Raw genomic sequence first — 22494 nt, forward strand, 5'->3', positions numbered from 1 at the left:
ACTTCTGCGACCCGCACAGCCCTTGGCAGCGGGGCTCCAACGAGAACATGAACGGGCTGGTACGCCAGTACCTGCCCAAGGGCACCGACCTATCGATCCACAGCCAGGAGCAGCTCGATGCCATTGCCGATCAGATCAACAATCGACCCAGAAAAGGCTTGGGCGTACGATCCCCTCTGGCGGTCTACCGGGACCTGCTCCTGAACAGCCCCCAACACTCCACCCTCGTTCATTGAAACCAAGGGTGTTGCACTTCAGATTTGAATCCGCCAAGCACTATGCACCGCTGCCGACCGCGATCATCGATCCATTGCCAACATGGTGGCGGTGATGATCCGGGAGCACTGCGCGCGGGTGGGCATACCTATTCAGGACAAGCAAGTGCCCGTTAGCGCGCAGCGCGAGACCAATAGACGAGTTGGCACTAAGACCAAGAAATAAAAACACAGTACGACGGGAAACGTAATGCCAAGAATATTCGACAACATAAACAAATCGCTGCTCCCCGCCTTGGAGGAAACGCTGCAAGTCGCCGAACGGGCGGATTTTTGCGTTGGTTACTTCAACCTGCGCGGCTGGCGACACTTGGCCAAGCACGTCGACCGCTGGTCGGGCGGCGATGGTAGCAATTGCCGCCTGCTGGTCGGCATGCACGTCACCCCTACCGACGAATTGCGCCAGGCTCTCCGCTCAACTGACGAAGGGGATGTACTCGACAACCAGACCGCCCTTCGCGAAAAGCGCCGCATTGCCGAAGAATTCCGTCAACAGCTTACCTTTGGCGTTCCGACCAACGACGACGAGGCCGCGCTCAGGCAACTCGCGGGGCAAATTCACAGCAAGAAACTGGTGGTCAAGGTTTATCTGCGCCACCCGCTACATGCCAAGCTCTATTTGCTACACCGGCAGGACGCAAACAATCCTGTCACTGGGTTTCTCGGTAGTAGCAACCTCACTTTTGCAGGCCTTTCCAGGCAGGGTGAATTGAATGTCGATGTTCTTGAGCACGACGCCTGCAGCAAATTGGTGGATTGGTTCGAGGACCGCTGGACCGACCGCTGGTGTATCGACATATCCAAGGAACTCGCGGACATCATTGATGAAAGCTGGGCCAGCGAGCGGCTGGTGCCGCCATACCACGTCTATCTCAAAATGGCCTACCACCTGGCGCAGGAAGCCAGAGCGGGGCTTTCTGAATTTCATATCCCGTCTATCTTCGGCAACACCCTGTTCGATTTTCAGGTGGCCGCTGTCAAGATCGCCGCCCACCATCTCAACAAGCGCGGCGGCGTCCTGATTGGCGACGTGGTCGGTCTCGGCAAATCCATGATGGCTACAGCGTTGGCCAAAGTATTTGAAGACGACTATCACACCGAAACCCTCATCATCTGCCCCAAAAACCTGGTGCCGATGTGGGAGGACTACGCCCATCGTTACCGCCTGCACGCCAAGGTCTTGTCGCTGTCCAGGGTGTTGACGGAACTACCCGAGAAGACCCGCCGCTACCGCGTCGTGCTCATTGATGAATCGCATAACCTGCGCAACAAGGAAGGCAAACGCTGGAAGGTGATTCGCGCCTATATCGAGCGCAACGACAGCCACTGCATTCTGTTGTCGGCCACGCCCTACAACAAGACTTATCTCGACCTCTCTGCGCAACTCTCACTGTTCTTGCGGGAAGACGCCGACATCGGTGTGCGCCCCGAGAAGTTGTTGGCCGAACTTGGTGGAGAGCATGAGTTCATTCGCCGCCACCAGTGCCCTGTGCGTTCGCTCGCCGCGTTCGAGAAAAGCACCGACACCGATGACTGGCGCGATTTGATGCGACTCTACATGGTGCGTCGAACACGCGGCTTCATCATGCAGCACTACTCCGAGCAGGATGAACGCGGCAAATACCTGAAATTTGCGGACGGCACCAAGTCTTATTTCCCGAAGCGCGTGCCTAAAAACCTGAGCTTCGCCATCAACGACGCTGATCCCGCCGATCCCTACGGCCGCTTCTACTCCGACAAGGTAGTGGGCACCATCAATGAGCTAACCCTGCCGCGCTATGGGCTGGGCAACTACATTGCGCCCAAGCCCAAAACGCCTCCTACGCCGCATCAAGACAAGATCATTGACGGCCTGTCGCGCGCTGGCACGCGGCTCATGGGCTTCTGCCGCACCAACTTATTCAAACGCCTAGAGAGCGCTGGCCCGGCATTCTTGCTGTCCATTGAACGGCACATTCTGCGCAACTTCATCGTGCTCTATGCCATCGAACAGGGGCTGGACATCCCACTAGGAACCCAGGGGGCCGAACTGCTCGACACGCGCTTCCACGATGAAGACCCCGAAGATGCGATGGCCGCCGACAGCAATGACGACACCGATGAGGAAGTCTCCGACGACCCCGAGATCGTCGCATCCACCACCAACGGCCTACGCAACGAAGCCGACTACCGCGCGCGCGCCGCAAAAGCCTACACGGCCTATGCGCACACCTTCAAAGGTCGCTTCAAATGGCTGGCCAGCAGCCTGTTCATCAAAGACCTGGGCAATGACCTGCTGGCCGATTCGTTGGCCTTACTCGGCGTGCTCAAGCAATGTGGCGACTGGAATCCCGATCACGATACCAAATTGGCCCAACTGGTAAAGCTCGCCAGTCAAAAGCACGGCAAGGAGAAACTGCTGGTCTTCACCCAGTTCGCCGACACGGCACGCTACCTGAAAACACAGTTGGCCGCACGCGGCATCAAACAGCTTGAAGAGGCTATCGGTCAAAGCGCCGACCCCACGCACCTCGCCTGGCGCTTTTCACCGGTATCCAACGACAAACGCGACGCCGTCAAAGCGGCCGACGAATTGCGCGTGCTGATCGCCACCGACGTACTCTCCGAAGGCCAGAACCTTCAGGATGCCCACATCATCGTCAACTACGACCTGCCCTGGGCCATCATCCGGCTGATACAGCGTGCCGGTCGCGTGGACCGGATTGGACAGCAGTCGGACAAAATTCTTTGCTATTCCTTTGTGCCTGCCGATGGTGTGGAGCGCCTCATCAAGCTGCGTTCTCGCGTTCGCCAGCGTCTGATCGAAAACCGGGAAGTCGTCGGCTCCGACGAAACCTTTTTCGACGATGACAAAGACGACGACCTCATCCGTGACCTTTACACCGAGAAGAACGGCATCCTCGATGACGATGGCGACACCGAGGTTGACCTGGCGTCATACGCCTATCAAATCTGGAAGAACGCCACCGATGCCGACCCGTCGCTGGTAGCCAAAATCGAAACCCTGCCCAATGTGGTGTTCGCGACCAAAGCACACACCGTGACGCCCGCCTCACCCAAGGGCGTTCTCTTGTACATGCGCACCGCTCAGGGTAACGATGCACTGGCCTGGATGGACGAAGCAGGCAAACCGGTGACCCAGTCGCAACTCACCATCCTGAAAGCCGCCGCGTGTACGGCGGAGACAGAAGCTTTGCCGCGCATGGAAGCACACCACGCACTCACCCAGCAGGGGCTGGCGCACATCGTCGCCGAAGAGAAAACCTTCGGTGGCGCACTCGGTCGCCCCTCTGGTGCTCGCTTCAAGGCTTACGAGCGGCTCAAGCGCTACCGCGAGAGCATCGGTAGCAAGCGCGATCTGTTCAATACAGACGAACACGTCCGCCGCATCGAACGGGCACTGGAAGACATCTACCGCTTCCCGCTTTACCAGACCGCAACCGACACCCTGAACCGGCAAATCAAGGCCGGCGCTGACGACCACCAGTTGGCCGACCTGATCTTGTCCCTGCGCGAAGATGGCCGCCTGTGCGTCGTCGATGAACAGGAAAACCAGCGCGACACCCATCTCATCTGCTCGATGGGTCTTGCCTGAGCACCCAAGCGAGAACAACACAATGACCATCGATCCTTCCCGCTTCAGCAAGTTGCTCAGCGAATTCAAACTCGAACAACTCTTCAATGAACTGGGCTGGGATAAGGCCAGTCTGCGCCCCCAGGAAGTGGTGGCGGAAGGTGGGCGTTACTCCCTCGCCAGCATCGCCCAGAAGCGCGGCGTCGTGGTTTTCCGCTGTTCGCCCGATCCCAGCGGCAATATCCCGCCCCGCGCGACGTTGCTGAAGATCGAGAAGGAAGCCACCAAACTCGCCCACGAGCACCTGCTGGTGTTCGCCAATGCAGCAGAAACCATGCTCACTTGGCTATGGGTCGCCCGCGTCCCCGGCCAGCCCAACACCACGCGCACACACACCTGGCACAAGGGCACCAGTGGCGAATCGCTGCGGCAAAAGCTGGGCCAGATTGTCTGGGCGCTGGAAGAAGAAGAAGCCATCACCCTCACCGACGTTATCAAGGGCTTGCGTAGCGCCTTTGATCGTGACCGGGTTTCCAAGCGCTTCTACGAACGCTTCAAGGCCGAGCACGAAGCCTTTTCCGCATTCATTGACGGCATCGAAGCCGCTACCGATCAAGCCTGGTACACCTCGCTGATGCTCAACCGCTTGATGTTCGTGTACTTCATTCAGCAAAAAGGCTTCCTCGACGGCAACCCGAACTATCTGGCCGACCGCATGCAAGCCGTGCGCGAGAAAGCAGGCAAAGGAAAGTTTCATACCTTCTACCGCCAGTTCCTGCGCCGCCTGTTTCATGAAGGCTTGGGACAGCACAAACGGGCGCGGGGTGCTGATATGGCTAGCTTGATTGGTGATGTGCCCTATCTAAACGGTGGGCTGTTTGACGTGCATGAACTTGAAGTCAACCACCCCGACATCGACATCCCCGACGAAGCCTTCCAGCGCCTGTTCACCTTCTTTGATGCTTACGACTGGCACCTCGACGACCGGCCGCTCTCCTCGGGCAGCGAGATCAACCCCGACGTGCTTGGCTACATCTTCGAGAAGTACATCAACCAAAAACAGATGGGTGCGTACTACACCAAGGAAGACATCACCGAGTACATCAGCAAGAACACCGTCATCCCGCATCTGCTGGAGCAGGCCCGCGAACGCTGCAAGGTCGCCTTCGACGGCGATGCGTCGGTATGGTCTCTGCTCAAGGCCGACCCCGACCGCTACATTTACCCGGCCATGAAAACCGGCGTCATCGATGCCAGCGGCAAATCGGTGCCGGTGACCGTGCTGCCCGATTTTGTACAAATGGGCATGAACGACCCCAAGGCGCGCATGTTCGAGCGCCGCTACAACCTGGAGGAAGCTGTCTTCCACGTCGCCGCCAGCAATGGACAAACGCAGCGCGGAACTTTGCCCACCGAAACCTGGCGCGAATACGTGGAGCGCCGCACCCGTTGCCTGGCCGTGCGCGACAGGCTGGCCAGTGGCGAAGTGAAAAGCGCCGACGACCTCATCACTCTCAACCTCGACATCCGCCAGTTCATGCAGGATGTCATCGACACCTGCACCAGCCCCGACCTATTGCGCGCCGTCTGGCAAGCCATCGTCGGGCGCGTCCCGGAACGAGCCAATGAAAAGTTCCGTCACGGCATCGCCATCCTTGACCCCACCTGTGGCTCAGGCGCTTTTCTTTTTGCTGCGCTCAACGTGCTGGAACCTCTCTACGAAGCCTGCCTCGACCGCATGGAAGGTTTCGTCGAGGATGCGAAAAAACTCGGCAAGCCGGGCGAAGCCGACTTCATCAAAGTTCTGGATGAAGTAGGGCACCATCATTCGCGCAGCTACTTTATTTACAAGAACATCATCCTGCACAACCTCTTCGGCGTAGACATCATGGCTGAAGCGGTCGAAATCTGTAAGCTGCGTCTCTTCCTCAAGCTGGTGTCGCAGGTGGACGCCGGGCATGAACTGGAGCCGCTGCCCGACATCGACTTCAACATCCGCGCTGGCAATACGCTGGTCGGCTATGCCACAGAGGCGCAGTTCGACGCCGCCAACACGCTCGCCAGCGACCAGACGCACCGCGCCGAAATCAAGGCCAGTACGGCCGACCTGGCCGATGCCTTTGATTTCTTCCGACAGCAGCAGACTGTGCATGGCGGCAAGGTCACGGCTGAAGACAAGCGCAAGCTGCGCGACAAACTGAACGGCCTGAGCCTAGAACTGGATCGCTACCTTGCCCAGGACTATGGCATCAATCCGAAGAAGAAGGATGAGTTCGCCGCATGGCGAGCCAGCCACCAGCCGTTTCACTGGTTCGCCGAGTTCTACGGCGTGATGCGCGGGGGTGGGTTCGATGTCGTGATTGGGAATCCGCCGTATCTTGAGGTGCGTGAGGTTGAGTATTCGCTCGGCGCTTTTGCTTCCCGTGACAGCAACGCGATACACGCAATGTGCATGGAAAGAAGTTGTGACCTCCTGTCTCCAAGCGGTGCGATAAGCATGATCGTTCCGCTTGCTTTGCCGTCAACGCAACGGATGCGGGTGGTTCAGCAAATAATTGAGCGGAAGCGTTCTGCTTGGTTCTCCAATTTTGCGTGGCGACCAGCAAAACTGTTTGACACCGTCAATCGAGCGTTGACTATTTTTGTCGCTCTCGCATCTTCCACCCCCAAGAGTGCCTCGACGAAATACATCAAGTGGACCAGCACTGATCGAGACGGCTTATTTGAGCGCCTGCTTTATGCCGATGTTGATCGGGTGCGCCCATCATTTTGGGTTCCAAAGCTAGGTTCTTCGACAGAGCAAACAATTCTTGGGAAGTTGCTATCTGCGGATTCAAAAGCTAGAAACTATTTTGGGCGGTCCCAAGGACGCGTGTATTACCGCACCACTGGTGGGCTTTATTGGAAAGTGTTTACAGATTTCGCCCCGGCTTTTTCTGTAAATGGGGCAGCAGGAAGTAGTAGTCGTGAAACTAGTTTTACTACAGCGGCGGTAGAAAACGCCACTCCCCTTGTAGGCATTTTGAGTAGTAATTGCTTTTGGTGGTGGTACACAATCACCTCAAATTTGCGCGATCTCAATCCAACCGATATTCAGGAGTTTCCCATTCCTCGTGCAGCCTTGGCTTCACCGGACATCAAATCATTGGCTGAGAGATACATTCAAGATCTTAGGCGTAATAGCACAATGCTTGTGCGGAACCAGAAATCTACTGGGAGGACGGAGACACAAAGCTTCAGAATTCGAACATCGAAGTCCGTGATTGATAGCATTGATATTGAACTTGGAAAGCTACTCGGGCTAAGTGATGATGAGGTCGACTTCGTCATCAACTACGACATCAAGTACCGCATGGGCGGGGCCGACGAGGAAGAATGAAATCTGCGCCCATCGCCCTGCCAGCCAATTGCGCTCAGCGTGTCGGCGCTGAACTCGCCACGCGAATAGTCGGCGTTGGTGAGACAGCGCTGCTCGACGAACCGCTGCTGGGCCTCATCGCCTCCCGCGAATGCCCCGGCCATGTCCTGCTCGAAACACTCGACCGTGTGCCGGAATGGGTCAAGGCGGGTCGCGTTATCGTCAGCGGCTTCCACTCGCCGCTGGAACGGCAGGTGCTGCGCTCACTGCTCCGGCGCAAGGGCCGCGCCGTGAAAGTGCTGGCACGCGGTTTTGGCGGCCAATCCGCCGACTACCGCCCCACACCCGAAGAACGCGAACCCCTCGCCAGTGGCCGCATGCTCGTCTTCAGCGCCTTTGCCCCCAGTGTTACCCGCACCACCCGCGCTACGGCCCTGACACGCAACCGCCTAGTGCTGGCGCTGGCCACGGAGATCGTTGTGCCCCATATCGCTGCCGGTAGCCCGCTCGCCGCGCTGCTTTCGGAGCCAAGACCGTGAGCAAGAAAGTCCTCCAGCAGGAGACCTCTGCCGACCATCTGGTCGTTTTTCAGGAAAAGGACATCCGCCGCACCTTGCACAACGACGAATGGTGGTTTGTCATCACCGACATCGTTGCTGCGTTGACGGATGCCGCCGACCCGTCGGACTACTGGAAGAAGATGCGTAGGCGCGACCCGGATTTGAGCTTGGACAGCCAAGGGAGGGGACAAATTGACCCCCCCCTTGCTCTGGCGTTTGATACGGCGGGCGGAAGGCAAAAACTCCAGTGCTGGAATACGCAGGGCATTTTCCGATTGATCCAGTCCATCCCCAGCCCCAAGGCCGAGCCCTTCAAACGCTGGTTGGCCAAGGTGGGCAAAGAACGCCTGGACGAGATTGAAAACCCCGAGTTGGCCATGGGCCGCATGCAAGAACTTTACGAGAAGAAGGGCTACCCCAAGGAGTGGATCGACAAGCGTTTGCGCGGCATTGCGGTGCGCCAGGACCTGACCGACGAATGGAAGCAGCGCGGGGTGACCAATAGCCAGGAATTCGCCATCCTGACCAACGAAATCATGCACGGCACCTTTGCCTTGAAGGTGGACGAGTACAAGCAGGTGAAGGCGCTGGCGCGTGAAAACCTGCGCGACCACATGACCGACATCGAGCTGATTTTGACCATGTTGGCCGAAGCGACCACCACCAAGCTACACCGTGACCGCGATTCCCTCGGCATGGCACCGCTCAAGAAAGATGCCAAAGACGGCGGCGCGGTGGCAGGGCGCACGCGCAAGGATATTGAGACGCAGACCGGTAAACCTGTGATCTCCAAAGAGAACTTCAAGCAGTTGGAAGTGAAGAAGAAAAGATTAAGAAGGCCGCCAAGCGATGACGGATGACCCTGGCACGGCACCCTGGGTGATGAACGAGGCCGCTGCCCGTTGAAAGACCTGCGGGCGGCAGTACCTGAGCAATTGGTGACGGCGCCTTTGTAGCCTGTTCTCATAGGCCGCATGGTGTCCCCAACACGATTCGAAACACTTTCAATCAATCCTGCAAGCGGGCCGACCATGACCACTTCAAAACCGATACAGACCGATGCCTACGGCATAGACCTTGGAACCACCAACTCAACGCTCTGCCGAGCAAGCCTGCCCGCAGGCGCCACGTCTGCTGCAGAGCCGGAGTTGGTCTCTTTGCGCCAGCCCACACCCGCCGGTGAATTTACCGGCACGTTGCTGCCCTCGATCGTGGCGACGTATCAGGGACGTGAGTATGTCGGGCAGGGCGCCAAGGATTTGCGCGCAATGATGGCCGACACCTCCAAGGGTCTCGCGCGCAATGTGAGTGTGTTCCACGACTGCAAGAACGAGATCGGCACCTCCCGGTCGTACCCGAATGCGCCGCCGGGCTATCGCAGCCCGACCGACATCGCGGCGCGCATTCTGGGTTATCTGCGGCGCGAGGGTATCGGCGACGCTGCCGCAGGCAACGTGGTGGTCACGGTTCCAGCATCGTTTCAGACTGCCCAGCGCGCAGAAACGGCGCGCGCTTGTGCCATTGCAGGCCTGGACGTGAGCGGTGGCCGCTTACTGGATGAGCCGGTGGCGGCCTTTATCGACTTTGCCTACCGGTACGACCCCAGTTTGGTGGAGTCGGTCACCGGGCAGAAGAACCTGCTGGTGTTCGACTTCGGCGGTGGCACCTGCGACATCGCACTTTTTGAACTGACCCGCACTGCTGCAGGGGCGCCGGTGCAGGTCGCCAGCCGGTCGGTGTCTCGCTTTCACCGGCTTGGTGGTGGCGACATTGACCTGGCTGTCTTGCACAAGGTGTTAGTGCCGCAGTTGTGCAAAGAAAACAGCCTTTCCGAGTTCGACTTGTCGTTCCAGGAAAAAATCAAGGTTATCACGCCCGCGCTGATCGCCGTGGCAGAGGCACTGAAGATTCAAATGTGCAACGAAATCTCGCGCCTGCAGCAATTTGGCAAACTCGATGCAACGCCGCCTGAGGCCATTGTGGTGCGGTATCCGGCACAGGTGTCCTTGCGCCAGGGTGCACGCACCTTGAAGTTATCCACCGCAACCCTGTCTGCAGCTCAGTTCGACGAGGTGCTGGCCCCGTTTCTCAATGACGAGCATTTGTTTGCTCGCAGCACCGAGTACCGGTTGGAGAATTCGATTTTTGCGCCGATTGCCGATGCGCTGGAACGTGCCCGGCTGGAGCCTGCCGACATCGATTTGGTCTTGGCCGTGGGCGGTAGCTCATTTATTCCGCAAGTGGCCGATGCACTGCGCGCCTACTTTGCGCATGCGCGCATGCTGCAGTACGAGGACCGCAAGGATGCGCAGTTGGCGGTGGCGCGGGGCGCGAGTCTGCAGGCGTTGGCATTGGCAACCAGCGGGCGTGGTCTTATTGCGCCGTTGGTGCAAGACGACATCTATTTGGTCACCCAAAGCGGTGATCTGCCGTTGGTAGCGCAAGGTGCAGCGCTTCCGTTTCCGGCGCTGGGTGTGGCGGTCAACGACAGCTTGTCGGTGCCCGAAGATGCGTTTGAAAAACCGTTGCGGCTGTCCGTTGAACTGGTAGCTGGGTTGGAGCGCCGTCCGCTTTTTCGCGACCATTGGAACATGGCGATGGTGAGCAAGGGCAGCCCCCTCAGGCTGGAGTACGCCTACGATGCGAATCAGGTTTTGCACCTGGAACTCAAGCTGGCCCAGTTTCCCGAGTCTGCACCGTTCCAGGCGAGCATCGAAAATCCACTCTCGCATGTGGTCAACCCGAACAGGCAGCAGGAAGAAATAGACCGCCTGGAGGAAGAGTACCGACAAGACCCGCGCAAGGCCAATGATTTGATGCCGCGCATCGCGGAGTTGTGCGCCGAATTGGGGCAGCATGACAAGGCCATAGGCTTGGTGCGCGCCCTGTTGCGACAGGCCAATCGACCCGTGGCCTGGCTGATCAATCGCCAGGCGATGTACGAAGAAGCGCGCGGCAACACGGCTGCTGCCATACGCGGCTACGAAGAGGCTGCAAAGGCCAGTACGCAATGGGGCGGGCCCCTCTTTAATCTCGCACTACTGCATGAACGCCAGCGCGACTACGGTGCTGCCCTGCGCGCCCTAGACCGCGCGACCCAGACAGACGGTGCGCCTGCATATCAGGCACTGAAGCTGCGAATCCGCCAGCACCTGAAAACCGACCTGGACGTGACGGCCCAAGCGCAACGTGTTCTCGCATCCTTCGGGGAACCCGCAGCCCTTGATAACTGGGAATTGGGTTGGTACATCTGCGCAGCAGATATTGCGGACGACCGCGAGGCCAGGCAGTCGGCTACCCAGTTGCGCAGAGCGCTCAATCAGACAGACGCCATAGATGCAGGCGGTGTCAGGCCCGATATGTGCCGTGCTGCGGAGTGAACCATGGCTTGGTTGATACCTTTCTCAAGCCTCACGCCTGCCCAGCAGGACGCGGTTCAGATGGATACCCGCACCCACAAGGCCATTGTCGGTGGCCCCGGTGCAGGCAAGACGCTGGTCTTGCTGCATCGGCTGAACCTGCTGTTCCATCGAACCGGGAAAAATCAGGACGCGGTGCGACTGTTTGTCTATACGAACACGCTCAAGCAATTCATTCAGGCGGGCAACGACATGCTGGATGTGCCGGTCGATTGCATCTCGACGTTCGACAAATGGTGCGCTGACACCTACCGCGAGCGCGTCAATCCGCGCTTGCCCACTAAGGAAAAAAAACCCGACTTTGATGCGATCCGCGCCGGTGTTTTCGGTGTGATTGATAGTGGAAAGCTGCCAACGCCAGTGTTTGACAGCGTGCTGGTCGATGAAGCGCAGGACATGGATGCAGGCGCCATAGAAATATTGAAGCGTGTGGCACGGCACATCACGATTTGCATGGACGGCAAACAACAGCTCTATGACGATCGCGTGTCGGAGCCGGAGGCACTCAAGCGGCTCGGGCTTTCGTCTCACAACACGGCCTTGTTGGCAGCCTTCCGTTGCAACCCGATGGTGACCGAGCTGGCGTCGCAATTCATCCCCGATGAAGCACGGCGGCAGGAATTCATGCGGCAAGCATCCAACCTTGAGATGGACCGCTCGCGCCCCCTATTTTTTGTGGCCGACAATTTTTCGGAGGAAGCGGCGCAGCTCATCGAGATGGTGAAGCTACGCTTGAGCTACGGCGATTCCATTGCCGTTCTGTTTCCGAAGCAGAGTCAGGTCCATGGTTTTGCCAAGGGGTTCAAGGAGGCGGGCATTGACGTGGAAGTGCAAGAAAGAGATGCACCAATCAATTTTTCCACCGCAATTCCCAAGTTGATGACCTACCACCAGGCCAAAGGTCTGAGCTTCGACAGCGTATTTCTGCCACGCCTTAATCAATCGTCATTTCAGGGGGAAATGAGCAAACGTATCGGGCACCTTTGTTTTGTCGGCGTGAGTCGTGCCGTGAAGTGGGTCTACTTGAGCGGGAACAAGCAGGCGTTGATTGCCCCGATGCAGGAGCTTGGCCAAATCCCTGAACAACGCTTCCTGGAAACCAGGATCAGCGGTAAAGCTGTCGGGTTGCTGGATGCTGGCCTTGCCATTGTGAATTCCGAACCTGCTGCCGACGTTTTTGGATTGGATTGAAGGGCGATTGCGGTGATCTGCATAATCATGCCGCCCTTAATGTGGCCAGCCTTTGGCCCAAGGCGTCGAACGCTTCAATCTGTTCAGCCTCGCGCCGATCTTGGATGTACAGGCCGCTCATGCCCTGCTTGATATGGTTCTCGCATTCATTGATCACGTCGTCCGGAATGCCCAATTGACTCATCATGGTGGACGCAGTGCGGCGCAGGTCGTGCGCGGTCCAGCGGCCACCTTCCAGCACCAGCGCGTTGACCGATTTGGTTCTGTTTTGCAGGCGTGCGCTTTCGCTGCTTTGGCGGTCGGCCAGTTGTTTTCCGAAAGACTTGATACACACCGGCCCGGTGCCACGGCTATCAGGAAAGACCCAGGCGAGCGGTTTGCCGGTGATGCGGTCCGCTTCGCGCAGCGTGGCCAATTCGGCGAATTGCTGCGCGGCAAAGTCGCTTAGATGAATTAGGTGATTGCGTTGGTTCTTGGTAGTGGGCAAGTACCAAGTACGCGCTTGCAGATCGACGAACCCTAGCTGCACAGCGCCAGACTTTTGTGCCGTGTTGTGCGCGTCCACCGTCGCCTGCAATGCCTGCTGCTGGTGCTTCGCATCGGCCCATACCGCGCCCATCAATTCCCCGATGCGGCAGCCCGTTGCCAGAATCAACCACAACCCAAGAACAGTGCGCCTGCTGAGGTTTGCGGTGGGCAGTTGCTTGACCAGTGCGGCCAACTCGTCATTTGACAGTACTCGGTCGCGTTTGATGTCTTTGCCGCCGACCTTGCGCTTACTGATCAACTCAATCGGGCTGTGATCGATGATTTCGCGCTCGGCGGCGAAGCGAAACATTTGCTTGAGGTCGGCAAGCAGCACGTTGGCGGTGCGCAGCTTGCCCTCGGCCTTCACTGCATCCAGGATGGCAAGGATGTCGGCCTTGCGCACGTCCACGACCGCGATGTCGCCCAGCGTGGCAAACACCCTTCGCTCAAACTGCTCGCGTACGTACTGCCCGCCGTCTTTTCGCCCGATGCGCTTGCCGTCGCCACCAATGTGCGGAGCCAACTCGGTAGCTGCCCAGCGCTCAAACACTTGCTTGACGGTTAAGCGCCGCTGCTGGTCTAGTTCGGCCTGCTGCTCTGCAGCCGCTGCAGCACGCTTCTCCTTATCTGCCTGCTGGCGGGCGTCTTCGCTTGCTTGCAGGCGCTCGGCTTCAAGCTTGGCAAAGTGTTGGCGCAAATCGCGGGCGCCATCTCTATATTGTTTCGACCAACTCGCCGCCTTTTCGCGAGCTGCCGCCAGGGTCAAATAGCCATCGCGGCCTTTGGGGTCGTAAGCACCCACCGCGAGCGTGTCGCGCTGGCCAGTGCTTGTGGTGTAACGGAAATAGAATGATCGCTCACCACCCGGTGTGATCCTGCCCAAAAACCGGCCAGCGCCGCGCGGCGCCGGGTCTGTGAACCACTGGTCAGCGCCCTTAGGCCTCGACCCCATTTCTTTGTCTGTAATCATGCCCATGACCTGCCTCCCAGTTGCCGTTCGGTTGCCGTTTCTCCGGGCTGGTTGCCGTTCGGTTGCCGTTTCTCGGTAGCAGTTATTGTACGTCTTAGGTTGATTTTGGACGCTAATCTTCTATAAGTTGTTGATTTTGAATGAATTAAACCTGCGTGCTGGATGTAATGAATTCTTCTGGAACTCATTTTGTATTGACTACGAACCAAGGGGTCGTGGGTTCGAATCCTGCCAGCCGCACCAAACGATGCCCCTCAGATAGCAATATCTGAGGGGTTTTTCGTTTCTTGTGCGTCTCATAATCCATGGACCATGAGCAAGGCCTTCACACGCGAAACCGACAGTGACAGCGATGGCGACGAAGAGGGCGCGCCACCTGCGCTGCCGGCCGGTGGCAAAAACTACATCACCCGCGCCGGCTACGAGCGGTTGCGCGCCGAACTGTTTGCGCTGATCGACGAGGAGCGGCCTCGCATCGTCGAGGTGGTGCATTGGGCGGCCAGCAACGGCGACCGCTCGGAAAACGGCGACTACCTTTACGGCAAAAAACGCCTGCGCGAAATCGACCGGCGCATCCGCTTTCTCACCAAACGCCTTGAGATTGCCGAGGTGGTGGACCCCAGCGTCCACCATGGCAAAGACCAGGTGTTTTTTGGTGCCACCGTCACCTACTGCGACGAGGCGGGTACCGAGACCACGGTCACCATCCGGGGCATAGACGAAACCGACAACAGCCAGGGCCAGGTCAGTTGGGTTTCGCCGGTGGCACAGGCCCTGCTCAAGGCGCGTGAAGGGGACGAAGTGCGTTTGATGACACCCACCGGCTGGCGCCAGATCGAGGTGTTGGCGGTCAGTTACCCGGCACCTTTGGCCGATTGATTCACACGGGCCACCGCCGCGCGATGCGCGGCAAACAAGCGGCAGGACACCGCCGGGCCGGCTTTGCCGGACGGCTGGTGTCGCCCCTTGAGGGGGATGCGGCCACGCGCAGCGGGCAAGCGGCGGGATGGCTTTTTGTTCACGCGCCGCGTGGGCGCAGGCGTTGGGCTTTCAACACCGAGGGCGTGCGCTTGAGGCTGCGCAGCACATCGGCCAGGTGCACCCGGTCGCGCACGGCAATCGAGAACTTGAGATCGGTGGCGGTCTGCGCGGGCTCCATGCCCATGTCCACGTGGGTGATGTCGGCCTCCGCCGCGGCCAGTGCCGCAGCCACGCGGGCCAGCACGCCTTTGCCGTTGGTGACCGTGACCACCACGGCCGATTCGAAGGGGCGCACCGGCTCGTCCGCCCATTCCACTTCCAGAAAACGCTCGCGGTCGCGGTCGAGCAGGCGGCGCCCCACGGGGCAGTCGTCTGTGTGCACCACCAAGCCCTCGCCGCGCCCGAGGTAGCCGGTGATGCGGTCACCCGGAATCGGGTGGCAGCAACTGGCGTACTGCACCGACAGGCCTTCGCTGCCATCCAGTGTGACCACACCCTGGGCCTCGCTCTCCTGGCCACTCGCATAGCGCTCGGTGCTGATGAGCAGCAAATCGGGTTTCATGCCGGTTTCGGTCAGCAGCACGGCCATTTTTTTGCCCACCATGCTGGCAATGCGCCGACCCATGCCGATGTCGGCGAGCAGTTCATCCGCGTTGCGGTTGCCGGTGAAGCGCAGCAGTTTGTCCCAGATGGGTTTGTGTTCGCCGTCCGCGTCCGGCAGTTCTGAAATGCCCTCGGCGCGCAAGGCCTGGGAAAGCATGCGCAGGCCCAAGGCGCGTGATTCGTCGTGTGCCACGGTCTTGAGGTAGTGGCGGATCTTGCTGCGCGCGCGGCCGGTTTTGACGAAGCCCAGCCAGGCCGGGTTGGGCTGGGCGTGTGGCGAGGTCACCACTTCCACCACGTCACCGTTGTTGAGTTCGCTGCGCAAGGGCATCTGCTCGCCGTTGATCTTGGCGGCGATGGCGCGGTGGCCCACATCGCTGTGGATGGCGTAGGCGAAGTCCATCACCGTGGCCCCGCGTGGCATGGCCATGATCTTGCTCTTGGGCGTGAACACGTAGACCGCATCCGGGAAGAGATCGATCTTGACGTGGTCCCAGAATTCGGCGGCATCGTGGGTTTCTTGCTGGATGTCCAGCAGCGACTGCAGCCACTGGGTGCCCAGGCTCTGACTGGTGGCGCTGCCCGGTTCGCTGGCCTTGTACAGCCAGTGGGCCGCCACGCCCGACTCGGCCACCACGTCCATGGGATGCGTGCGCAGCTGGAACTCGATGTTGGTGCCGAACGGCCCCACCAGCGTGGTGTGCAGCGACTGGTAGCCGTTGACCTTGGGGATGGCGATGTAGTCGCGGAACTTGCCTGGCAGCGGCTTGTAGATCTGGTGCAGCAGACCCAGGGCGGTGTAGCAGTCGGTCAGTTCGGGCAGCACGATGCGAAAGCCGTAGATGTCCGTCACCTGCGAGAAGGACAGGTGTTTGAGGTCCATCTTGTGGTAGACCGAGTACAGCGTTTTTTCGCGGCCCATGATGCGCACTTGCAGGCCATGTTTTTCGAATGCGGCCTCCACCTCATGGCGCACACGCGAAATCAGGTCCTTGCGGCGGCCGCGCGACTTGTTCAACGCCTTGCCCAGCACCTCGTAACGCCAGGGGTGCAGAAAGCGGAAGGCCAGATCCTGCAGTTCACGGTAGGTGTGGTTGAGGCCCAGACGGTGGGCAATGGGCGCGTAGATTTCCAGGGTCTCGCTGGAAATGCGGCCCCACTTGGACGGCGGCATGTCGCCCATGGTGCGCATGTTGTGGGTGCGGTCCGCCAGCTTGATGAGGATCACCCGCACATCGCGCGCCATGGCCAGCAGCATCTTGCGGAAGGACTCGGCCTGGTTCTGCTCGCGGGTGTCGAACTCCAGTTTGTCCAGTTTGGTCAGGCCGTCCACCAGTTCGGCCACTGGCGCGCCAAACCGCTCGATCATTTCCTGTTTGGTGACGCCACAGTCTTCCAGCACATCGTGCATCAGCGCTGCCATCAGGGCCTGGGCATCGAGTTTCCACTCGGTGCACATGGCCGCCACCGCAATCGGGTGGGTGATGTAGGGGTCGCCGTTTTTGCGCATCTGGCCCAGGTGGGCGGCATCGGCAAAGCGGTAAGCCTGACGCACCATCTCCACTTCGGCCGCGCTGAGGTAGTCCATCTTGTCCACCAGCCCGGCAAAGCTGGCTGCCGCCGCGCTCTGGGCGGGCGTGGAGCTGGCGCTCTCGGGGGCAAAAGCAGTGGCAACGGTGGAACTCATGGCCGTACTTTAGCCGCTGCGCGTGTGGCTTGCCCGTCCGAATGGACTTGACCACGCGCGGATACAAAAAAAGCACCTTCAAGGTGCTTTTTTTGATGTGTGTCCGGAATCAGATCGGCACTTTTTTCAGCATTTCCAAGCCAATCTTGCCGTCGGCAATTTCGCGCAAGGCGGTCACGCCCGGCTTGTTCTTGCTCTCGATCTTGGGGGCGTGGCCTTGGCTCAGCATGCGCGCGCGGTAGGTGGCGGCCAACACCAGCTGAAAGCGGTTGGGGATCTTTTCCAGGCAGTCTTCGACGGTGATGCGGGCCATGGTGTTCTCCGGGGGCAAAAAGCTAGAGGATGTTGAGCGCGCGAAAGGTTTCGGCGCGGGCCCGTTTCTGCGCAGCAAACTTCAGGCGCTGGGCGTGGGCAATGGCTTTCAGGTCAAAAAGCGCGCGGTCAAACGAATCGTTGATTATAACGAAGTCAAATGCCTGCACCTGTGCCACCTCTTCGGCGGCGTTGCGCAGGCGCAGTTCGATGGTGTCGGCCGAGTCCTCGGCGCGGCGCTGCAGGCGCGAGCGCAGCTCTTGCCAACTGGGCGGCAGGATGAAGATCAGCACCGCATTGGCGAACAACTGCTTGATCTGGATGGCGCCCTGGTAGTCGATTTCCAGCACCACGTCCTTGCCTTGGCCAATCATGGCTTCGATGCCCGCGCGCGAGGTGCCGTAGCGGTTGTTGTGAACATGCGCCCACTCCAAAAACGCGCCTTCGGCCACCATGCGGTCGAAGGTGGCGTTGTCCACGAAGTGGTACTCGCGGCCATCCACCTCCTGGCCACGTGGTGCGCGTGTGGTGTGGGAGACGGAGGGTGTGATGTGGGAGTCCAGCTCCATCAGCGCCTTCACCAGGCTGGATTTGCCGGTGCCGCTGGGAGCGGCCACCACGTAAAGGTTGCCGGGGTATTCCATGTTCAGTTCTCGCAGCAATGGGTTTCGCCGCCGGGCCGCCCCAAGGCGAAACAGCCCCCTTGGGGGGCAGCGGCCCGCGCAGCGGTGGAGCCCCGGGCCGAACCCAAAGGGTGAGGGACGCAAGGGGGCATGTTCTTACTCGATGTTTTGGACTTGCTCACGCATTTGCTCGATCAGCACTTTCATGTCCACCGAGATGCGGGTGAGCTCCAGGCTGGAAGACTTGGAACCCAGGGTGTTGGCCTCGCGGTGCAGTTCCTGGATCAAGAAATCCAGGCGCTTGCCCAGGTCTCGGCCTTTGGCGAGCAGGCTTTCGATTTCGTCCAGATGCGAGGCCAGGCGCGTCAGCTCCTCGGCCACGTCGATGCGGATGGCAAAAGCCGTGGCTTCGGTCAGGGCGCGGTCACGGGCCATGTCCGAAGGCGCGCTGCCTTCAACCGCACCCAAAGCCTCGTTCCAGCGTTCGATGAAGCGCTGACGTTGCTGCTCCACCAGGCGCGGCACCAGCGGCTGGGCCTGTTGGGCCAGGGCGCGCAGTTGCGCCACGCGGTCCAGCAGGCTGGTGGCCAGGCGGGCGCCTTCGCGTTCGCGCGAGGCGATAAAGGCGTCGAGCGCGGTGTCGATCAGGGCGACCAGGCTGTCGGCCAGGCCGGTGGTGGCCAGCGGCTGGCGGGCCTTGGTCTGCAGCACCTCGGCCACGCTCAGCGGGGCCGCGTTGGGCAGCCAGGCGCGGATGTTGTCTTGCACCGCCACCAGGCGTTGCAGATCGGCCGGCGATGGGGCTTGCACACCACCGTCGGCACGGCCTTCTATCCAGGCGCGCAGTTCGACCTTGCCGCGTTTGACACGCGACATGATCTTTTCGCGCAGCGCTGGTTCGGCGTTGCGCAGCTCGTCGGAGAGTTTGAAGGAGAGGTCGAGAAAGCGGCTGTTGACCGACCGCAACTCAAGGCCCACGCTGGGCAGGCCGACCGGGGCCACAGGTGTGTCGGCCTCACTTTTCGAGGCGCCGCCTTGCACCGTGGCGTAGCCGGTCATGCTGTAAACTGGCATTGGAATTTCCGTTGATGGCCCGCAGGGCGGGTGCTGCCTGGAGCGCGCACCGCGAGAGTCCGCATTATGTCAAAGACCAAACCCGCTCCGCTGCCGCCCGATACCCTGATCGGTGGCTACCGCGTGATCTGCAAGCTGGCGGCCGGCGGTTTTGGCATCGTCTACCTCGCTATCGATGCCAGTGGCCAGAAGGTGGCGCTCAAGGAATACCTCCCAGCCTCGCTGGCCTCGCGCGACCCGGGGCACCTGCTGCCCACCGTGCCGCCCGACAAGCTCTCGCTCTACCGCCTCGGTCTCAAGAGCTTTTTTGAAGAAGGGCGCGCTTTGGCGCAAATCTCTCACCCCTCGGTGGTGAGCGTGCTCAACTTCTTTCGCGAGAACGAAACCGTCTACATGGTGATGAATTACCTTGAGGGCGCGTCCCTGCAAGACTTCATCGTCACAGCGCGCGAACTCAAGCGCCCCAAGGTCTTCCGCGAGTCCACCATACGCAGCCTGTTCGACGAGGTGTTGCGTGGCTTGCGCATCGTGCACCAGCACAAGATGCTGCACCTGGACATCAAACCGGCCAACATCTTCATCACCGAGGACAACAAGGCGGTGCTGATCGACTTTGGCGCCGCGCGCGAGGTGCTCAACAAGGAGGGGCAGTTCGTGCGGCCCATGTACACGCCCGGCTTTGCCGCGCCCGAGATGTACAAGCGCAACGCCCAGCTGGGCCCTTGGACCGACATCTACGCCGTGGGCGCCTGTATGTACGCCGCCATGCAGGGTTACCCGCCCAACGATGCGCCCCAACGTCTGGACAAGGACCGTTTGTCCCTGGCCATGGGCCGTTTGCGTGGGGTGTATTCCGACAACCTCATTGAGGTGGTGCTGTGGTGCATGGCGCTGGACCCGCTGGCCCGCCCACAGTCGGTGTTCTCGCTGCAAAAGGAGTTGGGCCGCGAGGTTGAACGCAGCTATTCCAAACCCACTGTGGCCGACAAGGTGCGCCAGCAGTTTGGCAGCTTCCTGTCATCGGACAAACAGAAAGGCCGTCCGTCAGCGGACGTGACACAGCTGTGAACAGCATGAAATTTGCGGTCCACCAGCTGAGCCGCCAGGGTGGGCGAGAGAAAAACGAAGACCGCATGGGCTACAGCTACACCCGCGAAGCGGTGCTGCTGGCCTTGGCCGACGGCATGGGCGGCCATCCCAAGGGTGAGGTGGCGGCGCAGCTTGCGGTGCAAACGGTCTCCGACCTGTTCCACCGCCAGGCGCAGCCAGCGCTGAGCAACGTGGCCGGATTCCTGAGCGAGGCGCTGATGGCGGCGCACCAGGCCATCGTGGACCACGGCAACGCGCATGCCATGCTGGACAACCCGCGCACCACCCTGGTGGTTGCGGTCATCCAGAATGGGTACGTGCAGTGGATTCATTCGGGCGATTCGCGCATCTACCTGGTGCGCCGTGGCAAGTTGCTTCAACGCAGCCGCGACCACTCTTACGCCGAAAAACACATCATGATCCGGGGCCAGGCCGACCCCATGAACCGCAACATCCTGTTCACCTGCCTGGGTTCACCGGTGGCACCACTGTTCGATGTGTCCGACCCCATCTTCCTGCACGAAGGCGACCGCCTGCTGTTGTGTTCCGATGGCCTGTGGTCCGAGTTGAGCGATGAACACATTGCCGAACAACTCGCACAAGGGCGCGTGCAGGATGCCGTGCCGCTGCTGGTGGACGAGGCCCTGGAGCGTGGCGGCGCCCATGGCGACAACGTCACCGTGGTGGCGCTGGACTGGGAAACACCGGGCGACTTCGAACCCACCCACATGATCAGCACCGAAGGCGTGAGCGACGGCGTGTTTGCCTCCACCATCCAGGCCGCCGGTAACATCGACGCCTCGCTCGACGATTTCGACGATGCCGCCATCGAGCGCTCCATCGCCGAGATCAACGAAGCCATCCGCCGTTCTTCGGCACGAAAAGGTTCCAACCCATGAGTTCCACTTCCCCTGCGGCCCTGGCCCGTTCCTTCGGCCGGGCCGCCGACCAGTTGCGCCCGGTGCGCATCACGCGCGGTTTCACCAAACACGCCGAAGGCTCGGTGCTGATCGAGTTTGGTGATACGCGCGTGCTGTGTACCGCTTCGGTTGAAGAGAAGGTGCCGCCACACAAACGCGGCAGCGGCGAGGGCTGGGTCACGGCCGAATACGGCATGTTGCCGCGCGCCACCCACACCCGCAGCGATCGCGAGGCCGCCAAGGGCAAACAAAGCGGGCGCACGCAAGAGATCCAGCGTCTGATTGGCCGCTCGCTGCGCGCGGTGTTCGATCTCAAAAAATTGGGCGAACGCACCATCGCTCTGGACTGCGACGTGCTGCAGGCCGACGGAGGCACCCGCACCGCCAGCATCACCGGCGCCTTTGTGGCCGCACAAGACGCGGTCAACACCTTGCTGGCCGCCGGAAAGATCGCCGAGACCCCCATCATCAACCACGTCGCAGCCGTGTCGGTGGGCATCGTGCAGGGCGTGCCCGTGCTCGATCTGGATTACCCCGAAGACTCGGCCTGCGACACCGACATGAACGTGGTCATGACCGGCGTGGGTCATTACGTGGAAGTGCAGGGCACGGCCGAAGGTGTGGCGTTCAGCCGCGACGAAATGAACCAACTGCTGGCGCTGGCCGAAAAGGGCATTGGCGAGCTGGTCGAGTTGCAAACCGCCGCGTTCCGATGAAGCTGGTCCTCGCCTCCAACAACCCCGGCAAGCTGGCCGAGCTGCAGGCCATGTTCGCCCCGCTGGGGGTGGAGCTGGTGCGCCAGTCCGAGCTGGGCATCCCCGAGGCGGCCGAGCCGCACCACACCTTCATCGAAAACGCCCTGGCCAAAGCCCGCCATGCCGCGCAACTGAGCGGCTTGCCCGCGCTGGCCGACGACGCCGGCCTGTGCGTGGACGCCTTTGGTGGCCAGCCGGGTGTGGACACGGCCTACTACGCCACCCGCTTTGGGTACGAGAAGGGCGACAACAACAACGTGCGTGCCCTCTTGGAACAGATGAATGACGTGACGAACCGGCGCGCGGCTTTGGTCAGCACGCTGGTGGCTTTGCGCAGTGCGGACGACCCCGAGCCCCTGGTGGCCAGTGGCAGGGTGGTGGGGCTGATCGCACCTGAGCCCGTGGGCAGCAACGGTTTCGGTTTTGATCCGGTGATGTGGTTGCCCGAGTTCGGCCAGACCTTTGCCCAGTTGCCCACCGAAGTGAAAAATGCCAACAGCCACCGGGGCCGGGCGGCACAGGCCATGTTGGCGCTCATGCGCGAACGCTGGTTCCAAGGGCAGGCGTGAACCAGA

Annotated in this window: 17 protein-coding genes; 12 read left to right on the forward strand and 5 right to left on the reverse strand. The window is 60.3% G+C overall.

What is annotated here, in order from left to right; translation table 11 throughout:
- The 7 genes from ACFQPB_RS19940 to ACFQPB_RS19970 form a co-directional block, all read left to right on the forward strand.
- Window positions 1-236, forward strand: a 236-nt coding sequence (locus ACFQPB_RS19940) for an IS30 family transposase (RefSeq protein WP_382227090.1), incomplete at its 5' end; no start/stop codon positions are given.
- Window positions 237-465: 229 nt separating this feature from the next.
- Window positions 466-3870: a helicase-related protein gene (locus tag ACFQPB_RS19945; RefSeq protein ID WP_382227093.1), complete on the forward strand. Its 3405-nt coding sequence runs from the start codon at window positions 466-468 to the stop codon at window positions 3868-3870.
- A 22-nt stretch (window positions 3871-3892) separates the two neighbouring features.
- Window positions 3893-7228 carry an Eco57I restriction-modification methylase domain-containing protein gene (locus ACFQPB_RS19950; protein WP_382227095.1) on the forward strand — a complete coding sequence of 1112 codons (3336 nt, stop codon included), beginning with the start codon at window positions 3893-3895 and terminating at the stop codon, window positions 7226-7228.
- Window positions 7225-7746, forward strand: a complete 522-nt coding sequence (locus tag ACFQPB_RS19955; RefSeq protein WP_382227098.1) for a DNA-processing protein DprA — start codon at window positions 7225-7227, stop codon at window positions 7744-7746. The genes ACFQPB_RS19950 and ACFQPB_RS19955 overlap by 4 nt, the downstream gene beginning before the upstream one ends.
- Entirely contained in the window at window positions 7743-8627 is an 885-nt protein-coding gene (locus ACFQPB_RS19960) for a BRO-N domain-containing protein (RefSeq protein ID WP_382227101.1), read from the forward strand. Before ACFQPB_RS19955 ends, ACFQPB_RS19960 begins: the two co-directional genes overlap by 4 nt.
- A gap of 171 nt (window positions 8628-8798) precedes the next feature.
- On the forward strand, window positions 8799-11147 hold the full coding sequence (locus ACFQPB_RS19965) for an Hsp70 family protein (protein WP_382227104.1): 2349 nt from the start codon (window positions 8799-8801) through the stop codon (window positions 11145-11147).
- Between the two features lie 3 nt (window positions 11148-11150).
- Entirely contained in the window at window positions 11151-12377 is a 1227-nt protein-coding gene (locus ACFQPB_RS19970) for a UvrD-helicase domain-containing protein (RefSeq protein ID WP_382227107.1), read from the forward strand.
- Window positions 12378-12402: 25 nt separating this feature from the next.
- Here ACFQPB_RS19970 and ACFQPB_RS19975 read toward each other — a convergent pair whose 3' ends face one another.
- A complete protein-coding gene (locus ACFQPB_RS19975; protein ID WP_382227110.1) occupies window positions 12403-13881 on the reverse strand; it encodes a tyrosine-type recombinase/integrase in 1479 nt (492 codons plus the stop codon).
- Window positions 13882-14187: 306 nt separating this feature from the next.
- On the opposite strand from ACFQPB_RS19975, the gene greB reads away from it, so the two are divergent.
- Window positions 14188-14754, forward strand: a complete 567-nt coding sequence (gene greB, locus ACFQPB_RS19980) for a transcription elongation factor GreB (RefSeq protein ID WP_382227113.1) — start codon at window positions 14188-14190, stop codon at window positions 14752-14754.
- 139 nt (window positions 14755-14893) lie between these two features.
- Here the strand turns inward: greB and ACFQPB_RS19985 are convergent, their stop codons facing one another.
- From ACFQPB_RS19985 to ACFQPB_RS20000, 4 genes are all read right to left on the reverse strand, one after another.
- Window positions 14894-17146 carry a RelA/SpoT family protein gene (locus tag ACFQPB_RS19985; RefSeq protein WP_382198656.1) on the reverse strand — a complete coding sequence of 751 codons (2253 nt, stop codon included), beginning with the start codon at window positions 17144-17146 and terminating at the stop codon, window positions 14894-14896.
- 109 nt (window positions 17147-17255) lie between these two features.
- Window positions 17256-17459: a DNA-directed RNA polymerase subunit omega gene (gene rpoZ, locus ACFQPB_RS19990; protein ID WP_342130711.1), complete on the reverse strand. Its 204-nt coding sequence runs from the start codon at window positions 17457-17459 to the stop codon at window positions 17256-17258.
- 22 nt (window positions 17460-17481) lie between these two features.
- Window positions 17482-18102 carry a guanylate kinase gene (gene gmk, locus ACFQPB_RS19995; RefSeq protein WP_382227117.1) on the reverse strand — a complete coding sequence of 207 codons (621 nt, stop codon included), beginning with the start codon at window positions 18100-18102 and terminating at the stop codon, window positions 17482-17484.
- Window positions 18103-18237: 135 nt separating this feature from the next.
- Window positions 18238-19155: a YicC/YloC family endoribonuclease gene (locus ACFQPB_RS20000; protein WP_382227120.1), complete on the reverse strand. Its 918-nt coding sequence runs from the start codon at window positions 19153-19155 to the stop codon at window positions 18238-18240.
- 66 nt (window positions 19156-19221) lie between these two features.
- On the opposite strand from ACFQPB_RS20000, the gene ACFQPB_RS20005 reads away from it, so the two are divergent.
- Genes ACFQPB_RS20005 through rdgB form a run of 4 tightly spaced genes read left to right on the forward strand, consistent with a single transcriptional unit; the run spans window position 19222 to window position 22488 of the window.
- Entirely contained in the window at window positions 19222-20223 is a 1002-nt protein-coding gene (locus ACFQPB_RS20005) for a serine/threonine protein kinase (RefSeq protein WP_382227123.1), read from the forward strand.
- 5 nt (window positions 20224-20228) lie between these two features.
- Window positions 20229-21143 carry a PP2C family protein-serine/threonine phosphatase gene (locus ACFQPB_RS20010; protein ID WP_382198661.1) on the forward strand — a complete coding sequence of 305 codons (915 nt, stop codon included), beginning with the start codon at window positions 20229-20231 and terminating at the stop codon, window positions 21141-21143.
- Complete coding sequence (rph, locus tag ACFQPB_RS20015) at window positions 21140-21880, forward strand: ribonuclease PH (protein WP_382227125.1); 741 nt, start codon at window positions 21140-21142, stop codon at window positions 21878-21880. Before ACFQPB_RS20010 ends, rph begins: the two co-directional genes overlap by 4 nt.
- Entirely contained in the window at window positions 21877-22488 is a 612-nt protein-coding gene (gene rdgB / locus ACFQPB_RS20020; RefSeq protein WP_382227128.1) for an RdgB/HAM1 family non-canonical purine NTP pyrophosphatase, read from the forward strand. The genes rph and rdgB overlap by 4 nt, the downstream gene beginning before the upstream one ends.
- The last annotated feature ends 6 nt before the right edge of the window (window positions 22489-22494 follow it).

It is taken from the genome of Hydrogenophaga atypica (assembly GCF_042665215.1).
GTDB classification, from domain to species: domain Bacteria; phylum Pseudomonadota; class Gammaproteobacteria; order Burkholderiales; family Burkholderiaceae_C; genus Hydrogenophaga; species Hydrogenophaga defluvii_A.

What these genes read in the sequence shown, in the direction of transcription:
- rph (WP_382227125.1), top strand. Translation starts at nt 21,140, where the DNA reads ATGAGTTCCACTTCCCCTGCGGCCCTGGCCCGTTCCTTCGGCCGGGCC.
- greB (WP_382227113.1), top strand. Translation starts at nt 14,188, where the DNA reads ATGAGCAAGGCCTTCACACGCGAAACCGACAGTGACAGCGATGGCGAC.
- ACFQPB_RS19945 (WP_382227093.1), top strand. Translation starts at nt 466, where the DNA reads ATGCCAAGAATATTCGACAACATAAACAAATCGCTGCTCCCCGCCTTG.
- ACFQPB_RS19955 (WP_382227098.1), top strand. Translation starts at nt 7,225, where the DNA reads ATGAAATCTGCGCCCATCGCCCTGCCAGCCAATTGCGCTCAGCGTGTC.
- ACFQPB_RS20010 (WP_382198661.1), top strand. Translation starts at nt 20,229, where the DNA reads ATGAAATTTGCGGTCCACCAGCTGAGCCGCCAGGGTGGGCGAGAGAAA.
- ACFQPB_RS19965 (WP_382227104.1), top strand. Translation starts at nt 8,799, where the DNA reads ATGACCACTTCAAAACCGATACAGACCGATGCCTACGGCATAGACCTT.
- ACFQPB_RS20000 (WP_382227120.1), bottom strand. Translation starts at nt 19,155, where the DNA reads ATGCCAGTTTACAGCATGACCGGCTACGCCACGGTGCAAGGCGGCGCC.
- rdgB (WP_382227128.1), top strand. Translation starts at nt 21,877, where the DNA reads ATGAAGCTGGTCCTCGCCTCCAACAACCCCGGCAAGCTGGCCGAGCTG.
- ACFQPB_RS19950 (WP_382227095.1), top strand. Translation starts at nt 3,893, where the DNA reads ATGACCATCGATCCTTCCCGCTTCAGCAAGTTGCTCAGCGAATTCAAA.
- rpoZ (WP_342130711.1), bottom strand. Translation starts at nt 17,459, where the DNA reads ATGGCCCGCATCACCGTCGAAGACTGCCTGGAAAAGATCCCCAACCGC.
- ACFQPB_RS20005 (WP_382227123.1), top strand. Translation starts at nt 19,222, where the DNA reads ATGTCAAAGACCAAACCCGCTCCGCTGCCGCCCGATACCCTGATCGGT.
- ACFQPB_RS19975 (WP_382227110.1), bottom strand. Translation starts at nt 13,881, where the DNA reads ATGGGCATGATTACAGACAAAGAAATGGGGTCGAGGCCTAAGGGCGCT.
- gmk (WP_382227117.1), bottom strand. Translation starts at nt 18,102, where the DNA reads ATGGAATACCCCGGCAACCTTTACGTGGTGGCCGCTCCCAGCGGCACC.
- ACFQPB_RS19970 (WP_382227107.1), top strand. Translation starts at nt 11,151, where the DNA reads ATGGCTTGGTTGATACCTTTCTCAAGCCTCACGCCTGCCCAGCAGGAC.
- ACFQPB_RS19985 (WP_382198656.1), bottom strand. Translation starts at nt 17,146, where the DNA reads ATGAGTTCCACCGTTGCCACTGCTTTTGCCCCCGAGAGCGCCAGCTCC.